Consider the following 21,636-nt stretch of genomic DNA (forward strand, 5'->3'; position numbering starts at 1 on the left):
CTAGGAGAACAACAATGGAATTGCATCTGACACCCGGCCACATGACCTTGGCGGACCTGCGGCGCGTCTATCAGCAGCCGGCGCGCGTGACGCTGGACCCGGCTGCCGCCGGGCCGATCGAGGCCAGCGTGGCCTGCGTCGAACGCATCATCGATGAAGGCCGCACGGCCTACGGCATCAACACCGGATTCGGGTTGCTCGCCACGACGCGGATCGCGCGCGAGGACCTGGAAGCCCTGCAGAGTTCGCTGGTGCTGTCGCACGCGGCCGGAGTGGGCGAGGCGCTGGACGACGCGATGGTGCGGCTGATCATGGTGCTGAAGATCAACAGCCTGGCGCGGGGTTATTCGGGCATCCGCCGCAAGGTCATCGACGCGTTGATCGCGCTGGTGAACGCCGAGGTCTATCCGCATATTCCGCTGAAGGGATCGGTGGGCGCGTCGGGCGACCTTGCGCCGCTGGCGCACATGTCCCTGCTGCTGCTGGGCGAGAGCAAGGCGCGCCATCGCGGCGCCTGGCTGCCCGCGCGCGAAGCGCTGGCCCAGGCGGGGCTGGAACCCCTGACGCTGGCGGCCAAGGAAGGCCTGGCGCTCTTGAACGGTACGCAGGTTTCGACGGCCTATGCGCTGCGCGGCCTGTTCGAGGCCGAGGATCTGCTGGCTGCCGCGCTGGTCTGCGGCAGCCTCAGCGTGGAAGCCATGCTGGCATCGCGCGCACCGTTCGATCCCCGCATCCACGCCGCGCGTGGTCAGCCTGGCCAGATCGACGTGGCGGCCGTGTACCGCAATCTGCTGACCGAGGACAGCGAGGTCGGGCATTCACACGCAAACTGCGACAAGGTGCAAGACCCCTATTCGCTGCGCTGCCAGCCGCAGGTCATGGGCGCCTGCCTGACGCAGATACGCCATGCGGCCCAGGTGCTGGAGATCGAGTCCAACGCGGTCTCGGACAATCCGCTGGTGTTTGCCGAGCAGGGCGACGTGGTGTCGGGCGGTAACTTCCATGCCGAGCCCGTGGCCATGGCGGCGGACAACCTGGCGTTGGCGCTGGCCGAGATCGGCGCGCTGTCCGAGCGCCGTATTTCGCTGATGATGGACAAGCACATGTCGCAGCTGCCGCCGTTCCTGGTGAGCAACGGCGGCGTGAACTCCGGCTTCATGATTGCCCAGGTGACCGCGGCGGCGCTGGCCAGCGACAACAAGGCGCTGGCGCACCCGGCCAGCGTGGACAGCCTGCCGACTTCGGCCAACCAGGAGGACCACGTGTCCATGGCGCCGAATGCGGGCAAGCGGCTCTGGCCCATGGCCGAGAACGTGCGCGACATCCTCGCGATCGAATGGCTGGGCGCCTGCCAGGGCCTGGATTTCCGCCAGGGCCTGAAGACCGCGCCCAAGCTGGAGCGTGCGCGCAGCCTGTTGCGCGAGAAAGTGGCGCATTATGAGCGGGACCGCTTCTTCGCACCCGACATCGAGGCGGCGAGTCTGCTCATCGCGGGCCAGGGTCTGACGGCGCTGGTGCCGGCGGGCCTGTTGCCCAGTCTTTAACGCCGGCGCGCAACAGGAGCCTACGCATGAGACAGGTCTGGCGCAATTGCCACGCAGCCACGATGGCGCAAGGCAAATACTCCGTGATCGAACGGGCCGCCATCGTCACGCGCGAGAACCGTATCGAATGGATCGGTCCCGAGGCAACGCTGCCGCCAGCGGACGTTGCGGGCGAGCATGACCTGGGCGGCGCATGGGTCACGCCCGGATTGATCGATTGCCACACCCATCTGGTGTTTGGCGGCGATCGCAGCCTGGAGTTCGAGCAGCGCCTGCAAGGCGTGGACTACGCCACCATTGCCGCGCAAGGCGGCGGCATCGCCAGCACCGTGCGCGCCACCCGCGCCGCCAGCGAGGACGAACTCTACGCCAGCGCGCGCAGGCGCGCCCTGCATCTGATGCGCGACGGCGTGACCACGCTGGAAGTGAAATCGGGCTATGGGCTGGACCTGCCCAACGAGCGCAAGATGCTCAGGGTGGCGCGGCGCCTGGGCCAGACTTTGCCGCTGACCGTCAGCGCGACCTGCCTGGCCGCGCACGCGCTGCCGCCCGAGTATGCCGGGCGGGCCGACGACTACGTCGATGAAGTTGCGCGCCGCATGTTGCCGGTACTGGCGGCCGAGGGCCTGATCGACGCGGTGGATGCCTTCTGCGAGCATCTGGCATTCACGCCGGCGCAGGTCGAACGGGTGTTCCAGGCCGCGGGTGAACTGGGGCTGCCCGTGAAGCTGCATGCGGAGCAACTGTCTTTGTTGCACGGCGCGACGCTGGCCGCACGTTATGGCGCCTGGTCGGCGGACCATCTGGAATACCTGACCGAAAGCGACGTGCTGGCAATGGCGCAGGCCGGCACGGTGGCGGTGCTGCTGCCTGGGGCGTTCTACGCCCTGCGCGAGACCAAGCTGCCTCCCATCGACCTGTTGCGCCGCCATGGCGTACCCATCGCCATCTCCAGCGACCTGAATCCCGGCACCTCGCCCGCTCTGTCGCTGCGGCTGATGTTGAGCATGGCCTGCACGCTGTTCCGCCTGACGCCCGAAGAATCGTTGGCGGGGGCGACGGCGCATGCGGCCAAAGCGCTGGGCCTGCAGGCCACGCATGGCACGCTGGAAGTCGGCAAGTATGCGGACTTCGTCGCCTGGGAGGTGCGGCATCCCGCCGAACTGGCCTACTGGATAGGCGGCGATCTGCCCAAGCGGGTGGTCCGGCATGGCGCGCTGGTCGACGCCGCAACGCTTGCCTGAAACGGGCAGATCCGGACAGGATCGCGCCCGCAACGGACGGCTTGGACCCGCGCGCGTCCGCAGTCGCCGCAGGCGGTCTACCATCCGTGGATGACGCGTTCATCCCGGAGCGCGCGATCAGATTGGATGTGGGTATGCGGATATGCATGATGGAAGGGCCGGCCGATCTGGAGCCCAAGGGCGCGACCTGGGAAGGCATCGCCGAACGCATCGGCGAGCTGGCCCCGGATCTGTTGGTGACCAGTGAAATGCCGTTCGGCCCCTGGGTGGCCGCGGACCCGCAATACGACGCGGATCGCGCGGCAGCGTCGGTGCGCATCCACGAGGCGGGCCTGGCTGCGCTGGCGGCGCTGGGAGTGCCGGCCGTCGTGTCGTCGCGGCCGGTGCATGCGGGTGGACGGCTGGCCAACGAGGCGTTCGCCTTGCAGGACGGCCGCTATACACGGCTGCACCACAAGCAATACTTCCCGGAGGAACCGGGCTATTTCGAAGCGACCTGGTTCCATGCCGCCATGGACGGCTTCGAGGTATTCGAGGTGGGCGGCATACGCCTGGGCGTGCAGCTATGCACCGAACTGATGTTCAACGAGCGCTCGCGCGCCTACGGACGCGCGGGGGCCGAGCTGATCGTGGCGCCGCGAGCCAGCAGCGCGTCGACGCGCCGCTGGCTGACGGCGGGCGCCATGGCGGCGCTGGTGTCGGGCTGTTATGTGGTCAGCTCGAACCGAGCGGGGCGCACGGCGGCGGGGCAGGTATTCGGGGGGACGGCATTCGCATTCCAGCCGGATGGCGAACCCCTGGCGCAAACCAGCGACACCGAATCCATCGTGGTGATCGAGGTGGATCCGGCGCGTGCGCGCGCGCAGCAGTCGCAGTACCCGTGCTACGTGCGGGAATAGCGCGGCGCTAGCGCGTCGAGCCGGCCTGCGCCGGCTCGCTCGCGTCAAAGCGCAGCCGCGAAAAGCTGGCGACGCAGGCCAGCGCGGCGCACACGCAACCCAGCCACAGCGCGGCAATGGCGCCGTGCGTGCTGGAAATGTTGAAGCAGGCGGCTACCAGGGCCGCGCCCGAGGCCTGGCCCAGCAGCCGCACCGTGCCTATCATGCCGCTGGCGCCGCCGGCGCGCGAGGCCGGCGCCGACATCATGATGGCGCGCAGGTTGGGCGACTGGAAGAAGCCGAAGCCGGCGCCGCACAGCGCCATGCGCCAGCAGAGGTCCCAGACTGATGGCGAGGCCGGCATCAGCGCCATTGAGGCCAGGCCCAGCGCCAGCAGGGCTAAACCCACGCCGCCCAGGGCGCCGGCCGCATAGCGGTCCGACAGCCGTCCCGCTATCGGCGCCATGATCGCCACCACCACCGGCCAGGGCGTGATGAGAAAGCCGGTCTGCACCTGGCTGTAGCCGAGCGTGGCTTGCAGCAGGAACGGCAGCGACACGAAGGCCAGCGCCTGCGCCGCGAACGCGCACACGGCAGTGGCTGCGGACAGCGCGAACAAGGGCCGGCGCAACAGGTCCACCGCCAGGATGGGCGCGGGGTGGCCGGCCTGCCGGCGCATCAGCAGCCACAGGCTGGCTGCGGCGATGCCCCATTCCAGCGCCACGCGCGGCAAGGGGGCGGCGTGCGCCAATTCGTTGGACCCCAGCACGAACAGGCCCAGCGTCAGGGCGCACAGCACTGCGGCCAGGCCGTCGAAGCGATGCGGCGCACGCGCGGTCCCGGGCAGCTTGCGCAGGCCCAGCGCGAAAGCCAGCAGGCCGATGGGCACGTTGATCAGAAACAGCCAGTGCCAGGATCCCAGCAGCAGGATGGCCGAAGCCACGGTCGGCCCTGCCGCGAAGGAGATGCCCACCACCATGGCGTTCAGGCCCAGGCCGCGGCCCAACAGGTGCGAGGGGTAGATGAAGCGCAGCAGCGCGCCATTGACGCTCATGACGCCGGCCGCGCCCAGGCCTTGCAGCACGCGCGCGATCACCAGCGTGGGCAAGGACGGCGCCAGGCCGCTGGCCAGCGAAGACAGGATGAAGATCGCCAGCCCCACGATATAGACCCGCCGGTGGCCCAGGATTTCGCCCAGCGCCGCGGCCGGCAGCAGGCCCGCCACCATGGCCAACTGATAGCCGCTGACGATCCAGATGGACCCGGCATCGCTGGCCTGCAGGTCGCGCGCAATGGTGGGTAGCGCCGTGTTGGCGATGGCGGTGTCCAGGCTGGCCATGCACAGGGCCAGCATGACGGCCAGGAGCGCGCCCGGGCGTTCGGCTGCCGGCAGGCCGACGCCGGCCGGATAGACGGTATTGCGGGAGAACGAGAGCATGTACGGGACCACGGGGGGCAACGCGTCCGGACAGAGGGCCGGAAGCTGCGATCACTGATTCTAGAACGTGTTAAGGGATCCGGCCCGCGGACCGGGTGGAGAGCAGGCTTTCCTTGCAGGGCGTTTCTCCTTATCCTGCCGCCTGCGCGGCACCCGGCCGCGTTTCCAAGGAGTGGTCGACCATGCAATTTGGCGTATCCCAGCGCCGTCGCCGGCTCTTGCCGGCGCTCGCGCTGGGCGTTCTGGGCGCTGCGGCGGCAGGGCGTCTTGGGGCCGTGCCTCTGACTCGCATCCTGGTCGGCTTTCCTCCGGGGGGCGGGGTGGATGTGATCGCCCGTTTGTTGGCGCGGCAGTTGGAGGCCGGCCTGGGCGAGGTGGTGCTGGTCGAAAATCGGCCCGGCGCGGGGGGCTTGCTGGCGGCGCAGGAGCTGCTGGCTGCGCGCCCGGATGGGCATACCCTGCTGTTCACCAACGAGCACACCTTGGCCATCTTGCCGCATATCGTGGCGCAGGCCGGCTTTGCGTCGCCGGATGATTTCGCGGCGGTGGCACAGACGACCGACCAGAGCGCCATTGCGCTGGCGGTCAGGGCGGATTCGCCTTGGTTGAAGCTGCAGGATCTGCGCGGACACGAGGGGCCGCTGCCGGTGGGCGTGCCGGCGCCCGGCAGCGTGCCGGAGCTGGCCGTGGAGCTGCTGGCCGAGCGTTTCGGCGTGGCGGCCACGGCAGTGTGCTATCGCGGCGGCGCGCCATTGGTGACCGATCTGCAGGCCGGCTATCTGGCGCTGGGCCTGACATCCCTCGCCGAATTGCGGGAGCCGGCAAGCGCCGGGCGGCTGCGCCTGCTGGCGATTTCGGGTCCAGGCCGCCATGCCGATCTGGGCGATGTTCCCACCTTTGCCGAGCAGGGCTTCGCGGGACTGGAGCGCGGCGGTGTGGCCGGCTTGTTCGCGCCGCGCGGCGTGGCACCGGCCCGCGTCGAGCAACTGCAGCAGCAGGTGGCGCGGGCCCTCGAATCGGAGGAAGTCCGCATGCAGCTGCACTTGCAGGGGTCGCGTGTGAATTTCGGCGATGCCGCCACGCTGGCGCGCAACATGAACGCGATCCATCAGGCCTGGGCCGAACGCGCCGTGGCCTGGCGTGCGCGGACGGGCGGCTGAGCGCCCGCGTCCGGCTTTCTAGGGTGTCCGGATGGCCGCGCGTTCACGCAGCAATTGGGCCAGTTCGGCGTGGCAAAGCCGCACCGCGGCGCGGGCCTGCTGTTCGGGCGCGCGCATCATCAGGCAGATGCGCCGCGTGAGCCGCGGACGCTGCAATGGCACGATGGCCAGGCCGTCCTGCCGCTGCCCCTGCGTGTACAGGCGCGAGATCAGGCCCACGCGCAATCCCGCGCGCACCAGGCTGTAAAGCGTGTCGGTGTAATTCAGGGTGTCGGTCGCGGCCAGGTCCGAGCCCAGCTGGCGCAGCGTGGCCACGATCATTTCGTAGGTGCTGCCGCGCGACAGCACGGCCAATGGCTCCGCCTTCAAATCCTGCCAGGTCACCGCCTGGCGCCGCGCCAGCCGGTGCGTATCGGCCAGCACCGCGACCAGGTCGTCCTCGGCCACGAAAGCCGCGGCCACGCCGGGCGTGAGGCCGAAGTCCAGGCCCAGGCCAATATCCAGTTCGCCATTGCCCAGCGCGGCCATGAGTTCGTCGTTGAGGTGGTCGCTGAGGATCAGCACGATTTCGGGATGGCGCAGGCGCCATTGCGCCACCACCGGCGCCAGCAGGTGCATGGTGGACGGAATGCAGCCGATGCGCACCGTGGCGGCCTGCGTGTCCAGCAGGCGCTGCAGGTCTTCGGCGCCCTGCGTATAGCTGTTAAGCAGCCATTCGATCTGCGCGCGCGCCGCTTGTCCGGCGGGCGTCAGGCGCACATGGTGGGTGCTGCGCTCGAACAGGGCCACGCCCATCAGCGTTTCCAGCTCGCGGATGGCGGCGGACAGGGCCGGCTGGCTCAGCGCCAGGGCCTCGGCGGCGCGGCTGAAGCTGGCGTGGCGGGCCACTTCCTTGAAACCGCGCAGCTGGCGTAGCGTGGGCTGGCGGGCGGGGGCAGCGTGGCTATCGGAAGCAGGGCGCTTGGTCATAGATTTGCCTGATGAATCTATAAAAATATAGCATTTCAGTTATCACCAGGATCTGGTTAGGATGGCGCCGTCGCCCTCCTCCGCGCTGCCGGTTCCACGCGCGTTCCTCGCTCCGACCCCGCTCCTTCCATGTTCAAACGCCTGTTCCTGTCCGTGTCCGCGCTGGCCGCCGCGCTGTGCCTTGCCCCCGCGGCCGGCGCCGACACTTGGCCCGACGCCCGGCCCCTGACCCTGATCGTGCCGTTCAGTCCGGGCGGCAACGTCGACACCACGGCGCGCCTGGTGGCGCAAAAGCTGTCGGACCGCCTCAAGCAGTCCGTCATCGTCGACAACGTGGCGGGCGCGGGCGGCGTGCTGGGCGTGGCCAAGGCCGTGCATGCCAAGCCGGACGGCTACACGCTGGTGATGGGCTTTGACGGCCCGATCAGCGTGGCCCGGCTGATCAACTCGGCCGTGAAGTACGACGCCGAAGCCGATCTCGCGCCGGTGGCGCTGGTGACCACCGCGCCCGTGGTGTTGTTGGCGCGTCCGGGCCTGCCGGTGCAGAACATGGACGAGCTGATCGCGCTGGCGCGCGAGAAACCCGACACGCTGACCTACGCTTCGTCGGGCGTGGGCACCGTGCTGCATCTGGCGATGGAGGTGATGCAGGACCAGGCAAAGGTCAAGCTGGTGCATGTGCCCTACCGCGGCGGCGCGCAGATCACCAACGACGTCATGGGCGGCCAGGTGGACCTGGGCCTGTTGGTGACCACGAGCGCCACGCCGCTGGTGCAGCAGAAGAAGCTGGACGCGCTGGGCGTGACGTCCGCCGCGCGCGTGGACACGTTGCCGCAGGTGCAGGCGTTTGGCGAGACGCCGGCGCTCAAGGGCTTTGAACTCAACACCTGGACCGGCGTGTTCGTGCCGGTTGGCACCGACCCCGCCGTGGTCGAGCGCCTGAACCTGGAGCTGAATGCGGTGCTGCACATGGACGAGGTGCAAAAGCGCCTGGCCGAAGGCGGCGCCATGCCCGGACAGGGCACGCCGCAGGATTTCGCCGCTTTCCTGAAGAAGGAAAAAGCCTTGTACGCGCACATCGTGAAGAGCGCCAACATCCAGCAGGAATAGGCCTGCCCCTTTGCAGGAAGCCATGCCATGAATACCCCCCCCGTGCTGCCCGAGATCCAGGCCATCCAGGAAGAGATGGTGGCGCTGCGCCATCGCATCCACGCCAATCCCGAACTGGCCTATCAAGAGGTCGCCACGGCCGAACTGGTGGCCGAAAGGCTGGCGGCCTGGGGCTACGAAGTGCATCGCGGCCTGGGCGTGACCGGCGTGGTGGGCACCTTGCGCCGGGGCAGCGGCGCGCGCCGGCTGGGCCTGCGCGCCGATATGGACGCCCTGCCCATCCATGAGACCACCGGCCTGCCCTACGCCAGCCAGAATCCCGGCAAGATGCACGCCTGCGGCCACGACGGCCACACGGCCACGTTGCTGGCCGCGGCCCGCGCGCTGGCCGAACGCAGCCGTTTCGACGGCACCGTGCACCTGATCTTCCAGCCCGCCGAGGAAGGCCATGGCGGCGCGCAGAAGATGATTGCCGACGGCCTGTTCGAACGCTTTCCTTGCGACGCCGTCTACAGCTTCCACAACGAGCCGGGCTATCCGGCCGGCCATTTCGGCTTCCGCTCCGGCGTGATGTACAGCTCGTCCGACACGGTAATCCTGACCGTCAGCGGCGTGGGCGGCCATGGGGCCATGCCGCACGTGGCGGTGGACCCCATCGTGGCGGCGGCCAGCATCGTGCTGGCCTTGCAGACCATCGTCTCGCGCGAGATCGATCCCAACGACATGGCGGTGGTGACCATAGGCGCCATCCACGGCGGTGACGCGCCCAACGTGATTCCCAAGTCGGTGGAGCTGCGCCTGACGGTGCGCGCACGCCGCCCTGAAACGCGCGCGCTGCTGCGCGAGCGCATCACGGCGATCGCTACGGCGCAGGCCGCGGTGCACCGCGCCAGCGTCGACGTGGACTACCGCTGGCGCTATCCGCCGGTGGTCAATGACCGCGCCGCCACGCAGTTCGCGGCCGAGGTCGCGCGCGGCTGGCTGGGCGAACACCTGCTGATCCCCGACCTGGAGCCGTTGCAGGCCAGCGATGATTTCGCCTTCATGCTGGAGCAGGTGCCCGGCAGCTATTTCATCGTCGGCAATGGCGAGGGCGAAGGCGGCTGCATGGTGCACAACCCCGATTACGATTTCAACGACGACATCCTGCCGGTCACGGCCAGCTACTGGGTGACGCTGGCGGAAGCCTATCTGGCCGCCGGCGCGCGCTGACCGGCAGCCGCTACTTTTCCGCGACGCATGACTGCCTCACACGACCCGATTGCCGCCGGCGCGCCGGCCTTCGACGCCACCACCGACTACTGGCAGGAGATCGTCAGCGCCGATGCGCTGGCGCTGCCGGTGGGTCCGCCCTATTCCCGCGGCTATCCAGCACGGCTGCCTGACGGCCGCTACCTGGTGCTGCCGCTGCGCGGCGTGCCCGGCGACCCTGATCGCTGCGTGGCCTCGCTGATTGCCAACCATGCCAGCCTGGAGGTGGTCGATGCCCTGGCCGGCTTCATGGCCGAGCGCGCGCGCGCCTTCAAGGCCGAGGTGGTCGTGGGCCTGCCGACGCTGGGCCTCGCTTTCGCGCCCATGGTGGCGCGCGGCCTGGGGTTCACGCGCTACGTGCCCTTCGGTTATTCGCGCAAGTATTGGTACGACGAACGCCTGGCCGTGCCGGTACAGTCGCTGACCACGCCGGATGCCGGAAAGCTGCTGTACGTGGATCCGAATCTGGCGGGCAGCCTGGCGGGGCGCCGCGTGCTGGTGGTGGACGACGCCGTCAGCACGGGGCAGACGATGCTGTCCGCGCTGGAACTGCTGGCGCGCTGCGGCGCGGAAGTGGCGGGCATCGTCGTGGCCATGTGCCAGGGCGAGCGCTGGCGCGAGCGGCTGGTGGACGCGGATGGCGCGCCGATTCCGGTGGCCTGTGCGTTCGAGTCGCCGCGCATGCGCCGCACGGCCGCGGGCTGGGCGCCCGAAACGGCCGCCTGAAGCCCGGCAGGCCCGCCGGCGCGGCGCCTACAGAGACTCCGGATCGCGGCGCAGCGAGAAGCCCTGCGCCTCGTTCATGGCCAGATAGCTGACGTTGCGCGACACCACCGGCGGCTTGTCGCCGGCGTGCAGCGCGCGCACCTTGTCCAGCACCATCTTGTCCTCCAGCGTCATGCGGTCGATCATGCGCAGGTACTGCATCCAGCTTTCCACCAGGAAGACTTCGCGCCAGACGCCCTCGCGCTCCAGGTCGCGGAACAGCTGCCATTGCTGCGCGCCGTTGCGCAGCCGCATGAGGCGCAGCGGATGCGCCGCGCCGATCAGCGCGGACAGCTTTTCCTTTTCGATCAGGTACTCCACGGCGACCAGCACCGCGCCGTGCTGCGTGTTGAAGCCGACCGCGGCCATCGCCGGCTCGGTGGCGTCCGCGCGCGCCAGCGACGTGGTGTCCAGATGTTCGGGCAGCCGCGAGCGGTACATCAGCGCGACGGTGATGCCCAGCATGATGCCGGCGGTGGCCAGGGCGCCGGAAACGCCCATGGTGCCGGCGAAATGGCCCCACATGAAGGAGCCAGCCGCCAGGCCGCCGAAGATGGCCGTCTGGTACAGCGCCAGCGCGCGCGCCTTGACCCAGTCCGGCACCAGCATCTGGACGGTGGTGTTGTAGGTGGCCAGCACGCCGATCCAGCAGCTGCCGGACAGCAGCAGCGCGGGAAAAGCCACCCACAGGGTGCCGGCCAGGCCCAGCGCCAGCAGGCACGCGGCCAGGAGGGCCGCCGCCACGCTGATCAGGCCGCTCGCGCCCAAGGTCGCCTGGACCCGCCGCACCACGGCGCTGCCGAGGATCGCGCCCAGGCCCAGCGCGCCCAGCATGTAGCCGTACAGCAGGGCGCTGCCGCCTTCGTGTTCGTGCGCCAGCAGCGGCAGCAAGGCCCATAGCGCGCTGGCCGACAGGCCAAAGGCGAACGAGCGCAGCATCACGACGCGGGTGACGGTTGAATGCTGGGTGTAGCGCAGCGCGGCGACCACGCCTTCCAGGATGCCTTCGGGCGGCAGGCGGCGCACGGGCAGGTCGCGTTTCCAGCGCCAGATCGCCCAGATCAGGCCGCCGTAGCAAAAGCAGTTCAGCAGGAACACCCAGGGCGCGCCCATGGCGCCCAGCAGCAGGCCGCCGATGGCCGGGCCGACCGCGCGCGCCACGTTGAAGTTGACGCTGTTCAGCAGTACCGCGCTGCCGACGTGCGCGCGCGGCACCTGTTCGCCTACGGCGGCCTGCCAGGCTGGCGTGACGATGGCGCTGCCGATGGCGATGCAGAACACCGACGCGATCAGCGTGATGGGATGCAGCAGGCCGGCAAAGGCCAGGATGGTGATGAAGACGCCGCCCGTCAGCTCCAGCAGCATGCCGGTCAGCATGACCTTGCGGCGGTCGTAGTTGTCCGCCAGCACGCCGGTCAGGATGGACAGCGCCACCAGCGGGAAGGCGGCGGCTACCTGGATCATGGCGACCATCAGCGGGCTGCTTTGCTCGGTGGTGATGATCCATGCGGCAGCGACGGATTGCGCCCAGGTGCCCAGGTTGGCGAACAGGTTGGCAATCCAGATGATGCGGAACGCCGGAAACGCGAAGGGGGATAGCGTGCTGACCTGCAGCACGGGGGCGGGGGCGGCTGGCGCGTCCGCGGGCAGATCGGTGTTGGCCGAAACGGGTTGCAGCATGGGGTTCTTCCGGGGCGCCGCGCGGGCGCTCCTTTCGGACGTGGTCTGGGTCGGGTAATGGTACGCCTAAGCCAGCGATCGAAGGGAGCGCGCGCGGCGCTGCGGGGCGGTCGCGCGCCGCCCCGGGGCTGCTGCAGGGAGGCCGCCTATTGCTTGGCGGCCGGGGCCGGCGCAGGGGCCGGCGGATAGGCCTGGTTCAGGTATTCCACGATCAACGGTACCTGGTCGGCGGGGATGGGGGCGCCGTAGGTGCCCACCATCTTCTTGACCTCGGCGTCCCAGAAGCCCAGGGGCATGGGCGGCTGCGACGATACGTAGTCCACCGAATGGCACATCAGGCACAGGGCCGCATGCTGGGCCCCCGCGCCGGTGCCGGAATGCAGTGTGGCGGTTTCCTGGGGCAGCTTGATTTCCAGGGCCTGGGCGGCCGGGGAGAGACAGGCGCAGGCCAGCGCGAGCGCCGGCAGGCAGCGACGGATAAGGCGGTTCATGGCGCTCTCCTCAGGCGGCGGTGACGCGGACGGCTTCGACCACGTTGCGCATGTAGCCGGCCGGGTTCCACAGCGGGTCCAGCGGCTGGGTTTCGCCGGCCGTGTTGGTGGCGCGGACCTTCAGCGTGTAGTCGCCGGCGGTCTTGGGCGTGAAATCGGCGTGCCATTCGCGGAAGGAATAGCGGCCCAGGTCGCGGCCGAGCTTGGCGGCCTGCCAGGTCTTGCCGTCGTCCGACGAGAACTGGACCTCGCGTATGCCCTTGCCGCCATCGAAGGCGATGCCGCGCACCTGTACCAGCTTGCCGCGGGCGACGCGGGCGCCTTCGGCAAGGCTGGTGATGAAGCTGCGCACGTTGTAGCGGCCGATGGGGCGCGTCTTCTCCGGCGCCTTGCCCGGCGGCGTGCAGGCGCAATCATTGTCGGGAATGCGGTAGGCCTTCTGCATCCAGAAGCCGTCGAACTCCTTGTCCAGCACCTTGATGTCGGCCAGGTGCTTGACCCAGTAGGTGCCGTAGTACCCCGGCACCACCAGGCGCACGGGATAGCCGTTGAGCATGGGCAGGTCGGCGCCGTTCATGGCGTAGGCCAGCATGACTTCGCCGTCCAGCGCATGGGCGGCGTCCAGCGCCTTGACGAACTCCGGCGTGCCGGGCAGCACCGGGCGGTCCATGCCCTCGAACGTCACCTGGCGCGCGCCGGCGCGGATGCCGGCTTTTTCCAGCACGCGCTTGAGCGGGATGCCCAGCCAGCGGGCATTGCCCATGGCGCCGTTGCCCAGTTGCCCCCCGCCCACGCGTGGCGCGAAGAAGCCGCGGCTGTTGCCCGAGCACTGGGTGACAGCCACCAGTTCCACGGGCTTGCCGAACTGCTGCTTCAGGTCGGCCAGCGACAGCTCCAGGGGTTTGTCCACCAGCCCGCTGACCTTGATGCGGTAGGTGTTCAGGTCGATGGCGGTGGGGATGTTGCCCAGGTGGTAGCGCACGAAGAACGCGTCGTTGGGCGTGATGATGTTCTCATTGAAGACCGCGAACGGCGTTTCCAGCTGCGGCGGGCGCGAGGTCTGGCGGATCAGGGGCCGCTTTTGCGGATAGGCGATCAGGTCGCGCTCGCCGTTGGCGAACGGCAGCGTGACGGTGGCCGGCGCCGCCAGGCTGGTCAGCGCATGGCCGGCCAGCGTGCCGGTGGCGCCCAGCGTACAGGCCTGGCGCAGGAAGCGCCGGCGCCCATTCGGGTCGGATGTGCTCATCTTGGTGTCTCCTCGTTCTTGTCAGCGCCCTGCCCCGGCGCGTTCAGACGAGCCTACGCGCGGCGGCCTGACAAATGCGTTAACGTCCGCGCTGCCCGTTTCAATTTCCGCGTTTTTCGCACCGATGACCCTGACCTTCAACAAGCGCGCCTTTGCCGCGCTGCTGGCCGTAACCGCGCTGGAAGCGCTGATCGCCACCCTGGGCGCGCCCTATCCCCTGTTGCGGGGCTTCGTGGGCGACGTGGTGGCGGTGGGCTGGGCCTATCTGGTGTATCGCAGCTTCATCCGCGCCGGCGTGCTGCCGCTGGCGCTGGCCGCGCTGTGCACCGGCTACGCGGTGGAACTGGGGCAGTACCTGGCCCGGTATTTCGGCTGGCGGCTGGAGCAGCCGGTATTGCGCGTGATCCTGGGCAGCGTGCCCGACTGGTGGGACATGCTGGCCTATACGCTGGGATTCTTCCTGGTGCTGGCGCTGGCCGCCTGGAACCGGCGGCGGGGCGCCGCGTTGCGCGGCGCCTAGGCGCTTTTCGTCTTTGTGTCCGGCCGAATCAGCCGGGCTTCCATCAGGGAATCAGCCTGCCTGGCAGACCGGCCCGTCGTCGTGCGCGTGCGCGGCGGGCTTGGCTGCGCGCAGCGGCTGCAGGCGGGCGTTGCGGAACGGCGCGAAGAGCTCGGCCCAGGACGAAGGAAACAGCGGGGTGGCGTGGCGCACGGCGTCGCGGCGGGCGTAATGCGTCAGCAATTGTTGGCCGATCGGGGCGTCTCCCAGGGGATGGCGGGTATTCATGGTATTTCCGTATTGCATTGAAAGTGTATTCATTGTACCAGTGCGTGCGCATTCCGGCCAGCCCCCGCGTGCGCACGCCAAGTCATTGATCCATAAAGACTGTCCCTGTTTATTGGGCAGCGTTTGACCAATCTCCGGGATTGCCCTAGCAGCTCAAAATAGTAGACGGTATACAATGTTCAACATGCCCGGGCTTAGACCAGCCTGGAATCCTCACCAATGGACCTGGAGCGAGTCATGGCTGAACTGATGAACCGAGATGAATTCCGTACCGCGTTGGAAAACGCGATCAAGGGCAAGAGCGCCAACGCTTCGCCCTTTTCCATCGCCTGGGCAGAAGGCAAGCTCAGCCGCCAGCATCTGCAGCGCTGGGCCGAGAACCACTACCACTACGTGGGCCCGTTCGCCGACTACCTGGGCTATCTGTACGCCCGCACGCCCGACTCCTACACCGAGGCCAAGGACTTCCTGCTGGCCAATATGTATGAAGAGGAAATCGGGGGCGACCGCCACACGGACCTGCTGATCCGCTTTGCCGAAGCCTGCGGCACCACCCGCGAACGCGTCACCAACCCCGACAACATGTCGCCCACCACGCGCGCCCTGCAAAGCTGGTGCTACGCCGTGGCCATGCGCGAGGACCCCATCGTGGCGGTGGCCGGGCTGGTGGTGGGCCTGGAATCGCAAGTGCCGTCCATCTACCGCAAGCAGACCCCGACCCTGCGCGAGAAGTACGGCTTCACCGACGAGGAAGTGGAGTTCTTCGACCTGCACATCGTGTCCGACGAAATCCACGGCGAACGCGGCTACCAGATCGTGCTGGAGCACGCCAACACGGTGGACCTGCAGCAGCGCTGCCTGAAGATCTGCGAGATCGGCGCGCAGATGCGGCTGCTGTACACGACCGCGCTCTACACCGACTACGTGCAGCAGGAAATCACGCTGCCCGAACTGGGCCTTGCCGCCTGAGCACACCGCAAGGCCGTCTGGCGCTTTCGCGCCGGACGGCCGCGGCCCCGCAGACCCCAGAGCAGAGTATCCATGCCTACCATCGTGTTTCATAAGGGCGGCCAGACCTACACCGACGTGGTGAAGGACAACACCAACCTGGTGGTGCGGGCCGGCATCAAGCAGTTTCCGTATCCGCATCTGCGCTACGAATGCGGCATGGGCAAGTGCGCAAAATGCGCCTGCCGCGTGCTGGCCGGGGCCGAGCATCTGCCGCCGGTGAACTGGAAGGAAAAAAAGCAGCTGGGCGAACGCATCGACCAGGGTTACCGGCTGGCGTGCCAGCTCTGGCTTACCAGTGATATCGAGCTGGTCCAGGACGTGGAGGCGTAGCGGCAATGGACCCGGTATACGTCATATTGACCACCAAGCCCGGCGTATTCCGCACGGAAGCGGACGATGGCGCGGTGGATATCCTTGAAACCTACGATTACGCGTTCTACGGCCGCGCGCTGGCCGTCTACCGCATCGCCCGCCTGCATGGCGACACCAAGCTCATCGTCACCGAGGAAACGCCGCCCTACGTGGTGAACCGCGTGCCCTCCAAATTCCTGGAGAAGTTCGCGTCGGTGGAAGCCGCCCGCAAGGAACTGGCCCACCTGACGCGCTTTGGCAGCATGGAATCGACCTTGACGCTGCGCTCCGGCGCGGTCGCCGCGGAGCACTGAACAACATGGTCCAGATCACATTCATCTCCAATGGCGGCAAGGTCGCCACGGCGCCCGAGAACAGCAATCTGCTGCGCGTGTCGCTCAAGGAAAAGGGCGGCATTCCCTTCAAGTGCGGCGGCGGCCTGTGCGGCACCTGCAAGTGCCGCATCGAGGAAGGGCTGGAAAACACCGACGCCATCAAGCCGAAGGAGCGCAAGCATCTGCGTCCCGAAGACTTCGAGGCCGGCTACCGCATGGCCTGCCAGACCTTCGTCAATGGCGATGTGAAGGTGTCGTGGGTGATCCAGAACGGCAAGGGCGTGGTGGTCGGCGCGGCATCCGATCCCGTGGAAGCGGCGACCTGAGGGCTGCAAGGCCCTGGCCGACCGGCGCTGGCTCCTGGCCGCGCGGCCGGCTCGGTGTGATGAGTTTCAGGCGCGGCAGGCCCGTTCAGGCCACCGACGCGTGCGGCTGCTGCTGGGCTTCCGTATAGGCCTTGGCGGCGTTATGCACGTGCTGGCTGGCCAGCAGCGCGGCCAGGTCGCCGTTGCCGGCGATGACGGCGTTGAGGATCTGCGAATGCTCATCCCAGTTCTGCTTGGCGCGCAGCATATTGCTGGGCGCGAACAGCAGCGCCGTACGGTCGCGCAACGAACGCATCAGGTCGGTCAGCACCACGTTGCCGCCGATGGTGGCCAGCATTTCGTGGAACTGGGAATTCAGCGCCAGGAACTTGTCCAGCTGTTCGCCGCGCGCCGCTTCCGTGCCTTCGCGCAGGAAGGCCTGCAGGCGTTCCACGGTTTTCTCATCGCGGCGCTGCGCCGCGAGCTTGGCGTTCAGGCCTTCCAGCGTGGCGCGCACCTCCACCATGTCGTAGGCGACGGCGTCGGACAGCACCGACACGGACGCGCCGCGGCGCGGCTCGATGGTCACCAGGCCTTCGGCGGCCAATGCGCGCAGCGCTTCGCGCACGGGGATGCGCGAGACGCCCATTTCCTCGGACAGGCGGCCCTCGACCAGGCGGTCGCCGGGCGTGAACTCGCCGCTGAGGATGCGCTCGCGCAGCTTGTCGCGGATGACGGCAAACAACTGCGGATGCTGCTCGCCGATCTTCAGCGAGGCGGAATGCTGCGTTGCTGCGGCTTGCGGGCTGACGGGTGAGGTTGTCATGGCGAGCAGGTTTGGCTTAATGGATACAGTCTCCATTGTATTACCGGGTGTAGCTGCATGGCTTGGGGGGCGCACCGCATCAGTGTCCCCAAAAAGCCTTGGCCAGTACGCCCAGCGCGCCCAAGGCGCATACCGCCAGCAGCACGCCGCGCACCGCGCGCGGCGGCAGACGGTGGCGCAGCCGGTTGGAGACCGCAAAACCGGCCAGCAGGAAAGGCGCCAGGCTGAGCGCCAGTCCGGCGTGATAGCCCGTATACCGCTTGGCCCATGCCAGCATGGCCAGCGAGAAGATCGATCCCAGGAACAGCACCATGCCGAGCGTGGCGCGCAGGCGCGGCGGCGCCGCGTGCTGCATCACGATGGCGATGGGCGGCGCGCCCACCGAGGTCATGGTGCCCATGATGCCCGAGGCCACGCCCGCGCCGGACACGCGTCCGGGCGTGGCGGAAAAGTGCAGGCCGGCCGCGCTCAGCGCCACGGCCACCAGGATCAGGGCGGCGAACAGCACCCCCAGCGCCTGCGGCGCGAAGCGCGTCATGGCGTAGATCGCGATCAGCGTACCGACGGCGCGTCCCGCCAGCGCGTAGGACACCGAAGGCCAGTCGATGGCGGCCCGCTCGCGCAATGCGGTCAGCAGCGAAATGAAGCCGCCCAGCGTCAAGAGCGGCCCCGGCGCCAACTGCGGAAAGAACATGGCCGCCACCGGCGCGGCGAACATCGCGAAGCCCACGCCGCCCACGCCCTGCGCGATCGCGGCGCCGAACACCACGGCGGCCATGGTGGCGTACTGCAGAAGATCGGGATACGGCAGGGAGGATGGCATGCCTGGAGCAGTCTTTACTATGTATACGATAGTCTATCCAGGATTTTTCCGAATTTCATGAAGTGCTTCAAAAACTAGGGTAATCCCCTGATTTTTCGGCGCTATTCATGGATTTTTCAGAATTATCGCTTTCCCTAGGCGCTGCATATTTTGATTGGTATGGCTACAAACGAAATATAGTATACCGAACGTGGCGACATAACTGCCACGCATACAAGGGGAATAGCACATGCAAGCGGACGTAGTGCTCAACGCTGCTCACTGGATGTACCTGATCAGCGTGGCCGCCATCATCCTGACGATGATTCTGCGGGCCAACGTGGTGGTGCCGTCGGTCATCGGCACCTTTCTGGTGGTGCTGGCCATCACGGGCAATCCGATCAGCGCCCTGATAGGCATCTTCTCGGCCAGCTTCGTGGCGGCCAAGGAGCTGTTCAACATCTTCCTGGTGATCACCTTCATGACGGCGCTGCTCAATGCGCTGAAAACCCTGCAGGCGGACGTGCGCATGGTGCAGCCGTTTCGCCGCGTCATGCGGGGCGGGCATTCGTCCTTCCTGATCATCGCTCTCTGTACTTATGTGATCTCGCTGTTCTTCTGGCCGACGCCGGCGGTGCCGCTGGTGTCCGCCATCCTGCTGCCCGCGGCCATCGCGGCGGGCCTGCCGCCCTTGGCGGGCGCCATGGCCATCGCCATCGCCGGCCAGGGCATGGCGCTGTCCTCGGACTACGTGATCGGCGTGGCGCCCAGCATCAGCGCCAAGGCTGCCGGGGCGGCGGTTAGCGCCGCCGTGGTCGCGGACCGCGCGCTGGTGCTATCGCTCATCACCGGCGGGGTCGCGCTGGTGGCCGCTTACCTGCTGATCCGCAAGCACATCGTGCCGGCCGATGCGGGGCTCCTGTCCGCCTGGCAGGCCCGCGCGCAGGACGGCAGCCTGGCGCGCATCGAACAGTCCGGCTCCTTCGACAAGGCCGAGCTGGCACGGGGCACCATGGGCGCGGACCCTGCCTTGCCCAGCGGCCCGGCCCTGAGCGACGAAGAGCGCCGCCGCGTGCGCTGGTCCAAGACCTTTGCCGTGGTGACGCCGTTGGCCTTTCTCGCGGTGATCGCGGTCATGGTGCTGCCGCGCCTGTTCCCGTCCCTGCCCGCGCTGCGCGGCGGCGATGCGGCGGCGCTGGTGGGCGGCGTGGCCTTTGTCGTGATGATGCTGGTGACCCTGGCCGCGGAAGGCCCGCGCAAGATGCTGGACGTCTGTCCGGAACACGTCACCGACGGCTTCGTGTTCGCCTTCAAGGCCATGGGGTCGGTGCTGCCGATCGCGGGTTTCTTCTTCGTGGGCGCCAATGAAACCGCCGCGCAGATCCTGGGCGTGCCGCAAGCGCAGGCGCCGGGCCTGCTGTTCGAGGTGATCTCCGCTGGCCAGCACCTGATCCCCGAAAACCATTTCCTCGTGGCGTTCGGCGTGCTGCTGGTCGGGATGATCACCGGCATCGACGGATCGGGCTTCGCCGGCCTGCCCCTGACCGGCACCCTGTCCGGCGCCCTGGGCCCTGTAGTGGGCGTGGACCCGGCGACGCTGGCGGCAGTGGGCCAGATGGGCGCGGTCTGGACGGGCGGCGGCACGCTGATCGCCTGGTCCTCGCTGATCGCGGTGGCGGGCTTTGCGCGGGTGAACGTGTTGTCGCTGGTGCGCGCCTTGCTGGTGCCGGTGCTGCTGGCGCTGTTCGTCTCCACGATCTGCGCCGTGCTGATCTGGAGCTGATACCTGTTTGTGGCGCTGCTTTGGGGTCCCTGCGGGGACCCTTTTTTCCAGGTGGCGACCTGTCCGGAGCAGGGGTTTACACGTATCGATCCATATTGATTAAAGTATACAATGTTCATAAGCCAACCCGCCCAGGCACTTGCGGCCAGACGGGCGCAGACTAAGGAAGAGCTTCCGTGGACGATCTCTCGCAGCAAACATTCCTGAACCACATCGGCGGCAGCTGGGTGCCCAGCGGCACCGGCAAGACGGCGCCCAACATCAACCCGGCCGACACCAGCGACATCGTGGGCCGTTTCCAGGTGTCGGACGCCGAAGACGCCCGCCAGGCGGTGGCATCCGCCGAGGCCGCCTTCGCCGGCTGGCGCGATACGCCGATCTCCAAGCGCGCCGCCATCCTGTTCCGCGCGGCCCAGTACCTGGAAGACCACGCCAACGACATCGCGCGCGAATTGACCCGCGAAGAGGGCAAGAGCCTGAACCTGGCCCGGGACGAGGTGCTGCGTTCGGCGCAGACGATCCGCTTCTACGCAGTGGAAGGGCAGTCATTCACGGGCGAAACCTATCCCAACGACGATCCGGACATGGTGGTCTACAGCCAGCGCGAACCGCTGGGCGTGGTGACGGTGATTTCCCCCTGGAACTTCCCTATATCCATCCCCGCCCGCAAGATTGCCCCGGCGCTCATCACGGGCAATACCGTGGTGTTCAAGCCCTCGTCCGACGCACCCATGTCGGGCTACCGGCTGACCGAAGCCTTCGTGCAGGCAGGCCTGCCGGCCGGGGTGCTGAACTTCCTGACCGGCCCGGCCGGCGCCGTGGGCGAGGCCATCACCGGTGCGCGCGCGGTACGGGCGATTTCCTTTACAGGCTCCACCGCCGCGGGCGAGCAGATACACCGGACCGCCGGCCTGACCACCCGCACGCAGATGGAACTGGGCGGCAAGAATCCCTTGATCGTGCTGGCGGACGCCGACCTGGACCGCGCCGTGGACCTGACTGTGAAGGGCGGCTTTTCGCTCAGCGGCCAGGCCTGCACCGGCACCAGCCGGGTGCTGGTGGACAAGCGCGTGCGCCAGGCCTACACCGACAAGCTGCTGGCCCGCATCAAGACGCTGACCATAGGCAACGGCCTGGACGGCAACTTCGACCTGGGGCCGCTGGCCACCGCCAAGCAGTTGGACAACGTGCTGGGCTACGTGGCGGTCGGCAAGCAGGAGGCCACGCACCTGTACGGCGGCGACCGCCTGACGGGTGCCGGGTTCGAGCGCGGCTATTACGTGTCGCCCGCGCTGTTCACCGACGTCACGCAGCAGATGCGCATCGCCCGTGAAGAGATTTTCGGCCCGGTGATCGCGCTGATTGAAGTGGACGGCTACGAAGACGCCATTGCCCGCGCCAACGACACCGAATACGGCCTGTCGGCCGCCATCGCCACCACCGATGCGCGCTATGCCCACCGTTTCGCCCGCGACATCCAGGCCGGCACCGTGAAGATCAATCGGACCACCACCGGCAACCTGATCAACGCGCCGTTCGGCGGACTCAAGCACTCCAGCACTTCCACGTTCCGCGAATCGGGGCGCGTGGGACTGGAGTTCTACACGCAGATCAAGACTGTCTACCGCGCCGGCTGAGGCTGCGGTCCCTACACGCAAGC

At 68.0% G+C, this 21,636-nt stretch carries 22 protein-coding genes; 14 read left to right on the forward strand and 8 right to left on the reverse strand.

What is annotated here, in order from left to right:
- Nucleotides 1-14: 14 nt before the first annotated feature.
- From hutH to AC1RHV_RS14240, 3 genes are all read left to right on the forward strand, one after another.
- A complete protein-coding gene (hutH, locus tag AC1RHV_RS14230) occupies nt 15-1,544 on the forward strand; it encodes a histidine ammonia-lyase (RefSeq protein ID WP_492301136.1) in 1,530 nt (509 codons plus the stop codon).
- A 26-nt stretch (nt 1,545-1,570) separates the two neighbouring features.
- Nucleotides 1,571-2,788, forward strand: a complete 1,218-nt coding sequence (gene hutI, locus AC1RHV_RS14235) for an imidazolonepropionase (RefSeq protein WP_492301137.1) — start codon at nt 1,571-1,573, stop codon at nt 2,786-2,788.
- Between the two features lie 146 nt (nt 2,789-2,934).
- Nucleotides 2,935-3,687, forward strand: a complete 753-nt coding sequence (locus tag AC1RHV_RS14240; protein ID WP_233564521.1) for a carbon-nitrogen hydrolase family protein — start codon at nt 2,935-2,937, stop codon at nt 3,685-3,687.
- A 7-nt stretch (nt 3,688-3,694) separates the two neighbouring features.
- Here AC1RHV_RS14240 and AC1RHV_RS14245 read toward each other — a convergent pair whose 3' ends face one another.
- Entirely contained in the window at nt 3,695-5,104 is a 1,410-nt protein-coding gene (locus AC1RHV_RS14245; protein ID WP_175162023.1) for an MFS transporter, read from the reverse strand.
- 182 nt (nt 5,105-5,286) lie between these two features.
- Here AC1RHV_RS14245 and AC1RHV_RS14250 point away from each other — a divergent pair, with 182 nt between their 5' ends.
- Nucleotides 5,287-6,264, forward strand: coding sequence for a tripartite tricarboxylate transporter substrate-binding protein (locus AC1RHV_RS14250; RefSeq protein WP_306651848.1), 978 nt, complete (start codon nt 5,287-5,289; stop codon nt 6,262-6,264).
- A gap of 18 nt (nt 6,265-6,282) precedes the next feature.
- Here AC1RHV_RS14250 and AC1RHV_RS14255 read toward each other — a convergent pair whose 3' ends face one another.
- Entirely contained in the window at nt 6,283-7,233 is a 951-nt protein-coding gene (locus AC1RHV_RS14255; RefSeq protein ID WP_119449903.1) for a LysR family transcriptional regulator, read from the reverse strand.
- Between the two features lie 129 nt (nt 7,234-7,362).
- Between AC1RHV_RS14255 and AC1RHV_RS14260 the strand changes: the two genes are divergently transcribed.
- The 3 genes from AC1RHV_RS14260 to AC1RHV_RS14270 are packed head-to-tail and all read left to right on the forward strand — an operon-like array spanning nt 7,363 to nt 10,320.
- Nucleotides 7,363-8,343, forward strand: coding sequence for a Bug family tripartite tricarboxylate transporter substrate binding protein (locus AC1RHV_RS14260; protein ID WP_492301139.1), 981 nt, complete (start codon nt 7,363-7,365; stop codon nt 8,341-8,343).
- A gap of 27 nt (nt 8,344-8,370) precedes the next feature.
- Nucleotides 8,371-9,555, forward strand: a complete 1,185-nt coding sequence (locus AC1RHV_RS14265; RefSeq protein WP_119449905.1) for a M20 aminoacylase family protein — start codon at nt 8,371-8,373, stop codon at nt 9,553-9,555.
- 27 nt (nt 9,556-9,582) lie between these two features.
- Nucleotides 9,583-10,320, forward strand: a complete 738-nt coding sequence (locus tag AC1RHV_RS14270; RefSeq protein ID WP_119449906.1) for a phosphoribosyltransferase — start codon at nt 9,583-9,585, stop codon at nt 10,318-10,320.
- Between the two features lie 27 nt (nt 10,321-10,347).
- On the opposite strand, the gene AC1RHV_RS14275 is transcribed toward AC1RHV_RS14270, so the two are convergent.
- The 3 genes from AC1RHV_RS14275 to sorA all read right to left on the reverse strand — a co-directional run bounded on the left by AC1RHV_RS14275 (nt 10,348) and on the right by sorA (nt 13,776).
- Nucleotides 10,348-12,039, reverse strand: coding sequence for an MFS transporter (locus tag AC1RHV_RS14275; protein WP_119449907.1), 1,692 nt, complete (start codon nt 12,037-12,039; stop codon nt 10,348-10,350).
- Nucleotides 12,040-12,185: 146 nt separating this feature from the next.
- Complete coding sequence (gene sorB / locus AC1RHV_RS14280; protein WP_054455334.1) at nt 12,186-12,530, reverse strand: SorB family sulfite dehydrogenase c-type cytochrome subunit; 345 nt, start codon at nt 12,528-12,530, stop codon at nt 12,186-12,188.
- A gap of 10 nt (nt 12,531-12,540) precedes the next feature.
- Complete coding sequence (gene sorA / locus AC1RHV_RS14285) at nt 12,541-13,776, reverse strand: SorA family sulfite dehydrogenase catalytic subunit (RefSeq protein WP_054455332.1); 1,236 nt, start codon at nt 13,774-13,776, stop codon at nt 12,541-12,543.
- Between the two features lie 124 nt (nt 13,777-13,900).
- Here sorA and AC1RHV_RS14290 point away from each other — a divergent pair, with 124 nt between their 5' ends.
- On the forward strand, nt 13,901-14,296 hold the full coding sequence (locus tag AC1RHV_RS14290) for a DUF2809 domain-containing protein (protein ID WP_175162034.1): 396 nt from the start codon (nt 13,901-13,903) through the stop codon (nt 14,294-14,296).
- A gap of 51 nt (nt 14,297-14,347) precedes the next feature.
- Here AC1RHV_RS14290 and AC1RHV_RS14295 read toward each other — a convergent pair whose 3' ends face one another.
- Nucleotides 14,348-14,563, reverse strand: coding sequence for a hypothetical protein (locus AC1RHV_RS14295; RefSeq protein ID WP_175180385.1), 216 nt, complete (start codon nt 14,561-14,563; stop codon nt 14,348-14,350).
- A 237-nt stretch (nt 14,564-14,800) separates the two neighbouring features.
- On the opposite strand from AC1RHV_RS14295, the gene AC1RHV_RS14300 reads away from it, so the two are divergent.
- The 4 genes from AC1RHV_RS14300 to AC1RHV_RS14315 all read left to right on the forward strand — a co-directional run bounded on the left by AC1RHV_RS14300 (nt 14,801) and on the right by AC1RHV_RS14315 (nt 16,586).
- A complete protein-coding gene (locus AC1RHV_RS14300) occupies nt 14,801-15,532 on the forward strand; it encodes an iron-containing redox enzyme family protein (protein WP_054455904.1) in 732 nt (243 codons plus the stop codon).
- A 72-nt stretch (nt 15,533-15,604) separates the two neighbouring features.
- Complete coding sequence (locus AC1RHV_RS14305) at nt 15,605-15,904, forward strand: 2Fe-2S iron-sulfur cluster-binding protein (protein WP_054455328.1); 300 nt, start codon at nt 15,605-15,607, stop codon at nt 15,902-15,904.
- A 5-nt stretch (nt 15,905-15,909) separates the two neighbouring features.
- A complete protein-coding gene (locus AC1RHV_RS14310) occupies nt 15,910-16,239 on the forward strand; it encodes a hypothetical protein (RefSeq protein ID WP_054455326.1) in 330 nt (109 codons plus the stop codon).
- Nucleotides 16,236-16,586, forward strand: coding sequence for a 2Fe-2S iron-sulfur cluster-binding protein (locus AC1RHV_RS14315; RefSeq protein WP_054455325.1), 351 nt, complete (start codon nt 16,236-16,238; stop codon nt 16,584-16,586). The genes AC1RHV_RS14310 and AC1RHV_RS14315 overlap by 4 nt, the downstream gene beginning before the upstream one ends.
- 85 nt (nt 16,587-16,671) lie before the next feature.
- On the opposite strand, the gene AC1RHV_RS14320 is transcribed toward AC1RHV_RS14315, so the two are convergent.
- A complete protein-coding gene (locus AC1RHV_RS14320; protein ID WP_054455322.1) occupies nt 16,672-17,391 on the reverse strand; it encodes a GntR family transcriptional regulator in 720 nt (239 codons plus the stop codon).
- 79 nt (nt 17,392-17,470) lie between these two features.
- Nucleotides 17,471-18,214: a sulfite exporter TauE/SafE family protein gene (locus AC1RHV_RS14325; protein ID WP_054455320.1), complete on the reverse strand. Its 744-nt coding sequence runs from the start codon at nt 18,212-18,214 to the stop codon at nt 17,471-17,473.
- 229 nt (nt 18,215-18,443) lie between these two features.
- Between AC1RHV_RS14325 and AC1RHV_RS14330 the strand changes: the two genes are divergently transcribed.
- Both AC1RHV_RS14330 and AC1RHV_RS14335 read left to right on the forward strand, forming a co-directional pair.
- Complete coding sequence (locus AC1RHV_RS14330; protein WP_175162036.1) at nt 18,444-19,976, forward strand: hypothetical protein; 1,533 nt, start codon at nt 18,444-18,446, stop codon at nt 19,974-19,976.
- Between the two features lie 176 nt (nt 19,977-20,152).
- Complete coding sequence (locus AC1RHV_RS14335) at nt 20,153-21,613, forward strand: aldehyde dehydrogenase family protein (protein WP_054455318.1); 1,461 nt, start codon at nt 20,153-20,155, stop codon at nt 21,611-21,613.
- The last annotated feature ends 23 nt before the right edge of the window (nt 21,614-21,636 follow it).

The organism is Achromobacter sp. GW823-FHT04E03, from assembly GCF_058796095.1.

Excerpts from the sequence above, each read along its gene's own strand:
- hutH (WP_492301136.1), top strand. The coding sequence starts at position 15 with ATGGAATTGCATCTGACACCCGGCCACATGACCTTGGCGGACCTGCGG.
- hutI (WP_492301137.1), top strand. The coding sequence starts at position 1,571 with ATGAGACAGGTCTGGCGCAATTGCCACGCAGCCACGATGGCGCAAGGC.
- AC1RHV_RS14240 (WP_233564521.1), top strand. The coding sequence starts at position 2,935 with ATGATGGAAGGGCCGGCCGATCTGGAGCCCAAGGGCGCGACCTGGGAA.
- AC1RHV_RS14245 (WP_175162023.1), bottom strand. The coding sequence starts at position 5,104 with ATGCTCTCGTTCTCCCGCAATACCGTCTATCCGGCCGGCGTCGGCCTG.
- AC1RHV_RS14250 (WP_306651848.1), top strand. The coding sequence starts at position 5,287 with ATGCAATTTGGCGTATCCCAGCGCCGTCGCCGGCTCTTGCCGGCGCTC.
- AC1RHV_RS14255 (WP_119449903.1), bottom strand. The coding sequence starts at position 7,233 with ATGACCAAGCGCCCTGCTTCCGATAGCCACGCTGCCCCCGCCCGCCAG.
- AC1RHV_RS14260 (WP_492301139.1), top strand. The coding sequence starts at position 7,363 with ATGTTCAAACGCCTGTTCCTGTCCGTGTCCGCGCTGGCCGCCGCGCTG.
- AC1RHV_RS14265 (WP_119449905.1), top strand. The coding sequence starts at position 8,371 with ATGAATACCCCCCCCGTGCTGCCCGAGATCCAGGCCATCCAGGAAGAG.
- AC1RHV_RS14270 (WP_119449906.1), top strand. The coding sequence starts at position 9,583 with ATGACTGCCTCACACGACCCGATTGCCGCCGGCGCGCCGGCCTTCGAC.
- AC1RHV_RS14275 (WP_119449907.1), bottom strand. The coding sequence starts at position 12,039 with ATGCTGCAACCCGTTTCGGCCAACACCGATCTGCCCGCGGACGCGCCA.
- sorB (WP_054455334.1), bottom strand. The coding sequence starts at position 12,530 with ATGAACCGCCTTATCCGTCGCTGCCTGCCGGCGCTCGCGCTGGCCTGC.
- sorA (WP_054455332.1), bottom strand. The coding sequence starts at position 13,776 with ATGAGCACATCCGACCCGAATGGGCGCCGGCGCTTCCTGCGCCAGGCC.
- AC1RHV_RS14290 (WP_175162034.1), top strand. The coding sequence starts at position 13,901 with ATGACCCTGACCTTCAACAAGCGCGCCTTTGCCGCGCTGCTGGCCGTA.
- AC1RHV_RS14295 (WP_175180385.1), bottom strand. The coding sequence starts at position 14,563 with ATGAATACCCGCCATCCCCTGGGAGACGCCCCGATCGGCCAACAATTG.
- AC1RHV_RS14300 (WP_054455904.1), top strand. The coding sequence starts at position 14,801 with ATGGCTGAACTGATGAACCGAGATGAATTCCGTACCGCGTTGGAAAAC.
- AC1RHV_RS14305 (WP_054455328.1), top strand. The coding sequence starts at position 15,605 with ATGCCTACCATCGTGTTTCATAAGGGCGGCCAGACCTACACCGACGTG.
- AC1RHV_RS14310 (WP_054455326.1), top strand. The coding sequence starts at position 15,910 with ATGGACCCGGTATACGTCATATTGACCACCAAGCCCGGCGTATTCCGC.
- AC1RHV_RS14320 (WP_054455322.1), bottom strand. The coding sequence starts at position 17,391 with ATGACAACCTCACCCGTCAGCCCGCAAGCCGCAGCAACGCAGCATTCC.
- AC1RHV_RS14325 (WP_054455320.1), bottom strand. The coding sequence starts at position 18,214 with ATGCCATCCTCCCTGCCGTATCCCGATCTTCTGCAGTACGCCACCATG.
- AC1RHV_RS14330 (WP_175162036.1), top strand. The coding sequence starts at position 18,444 with ATGCAAGCGGACGTAGTGCTCAACGCTGCTCACTGGATGTACCTGATC.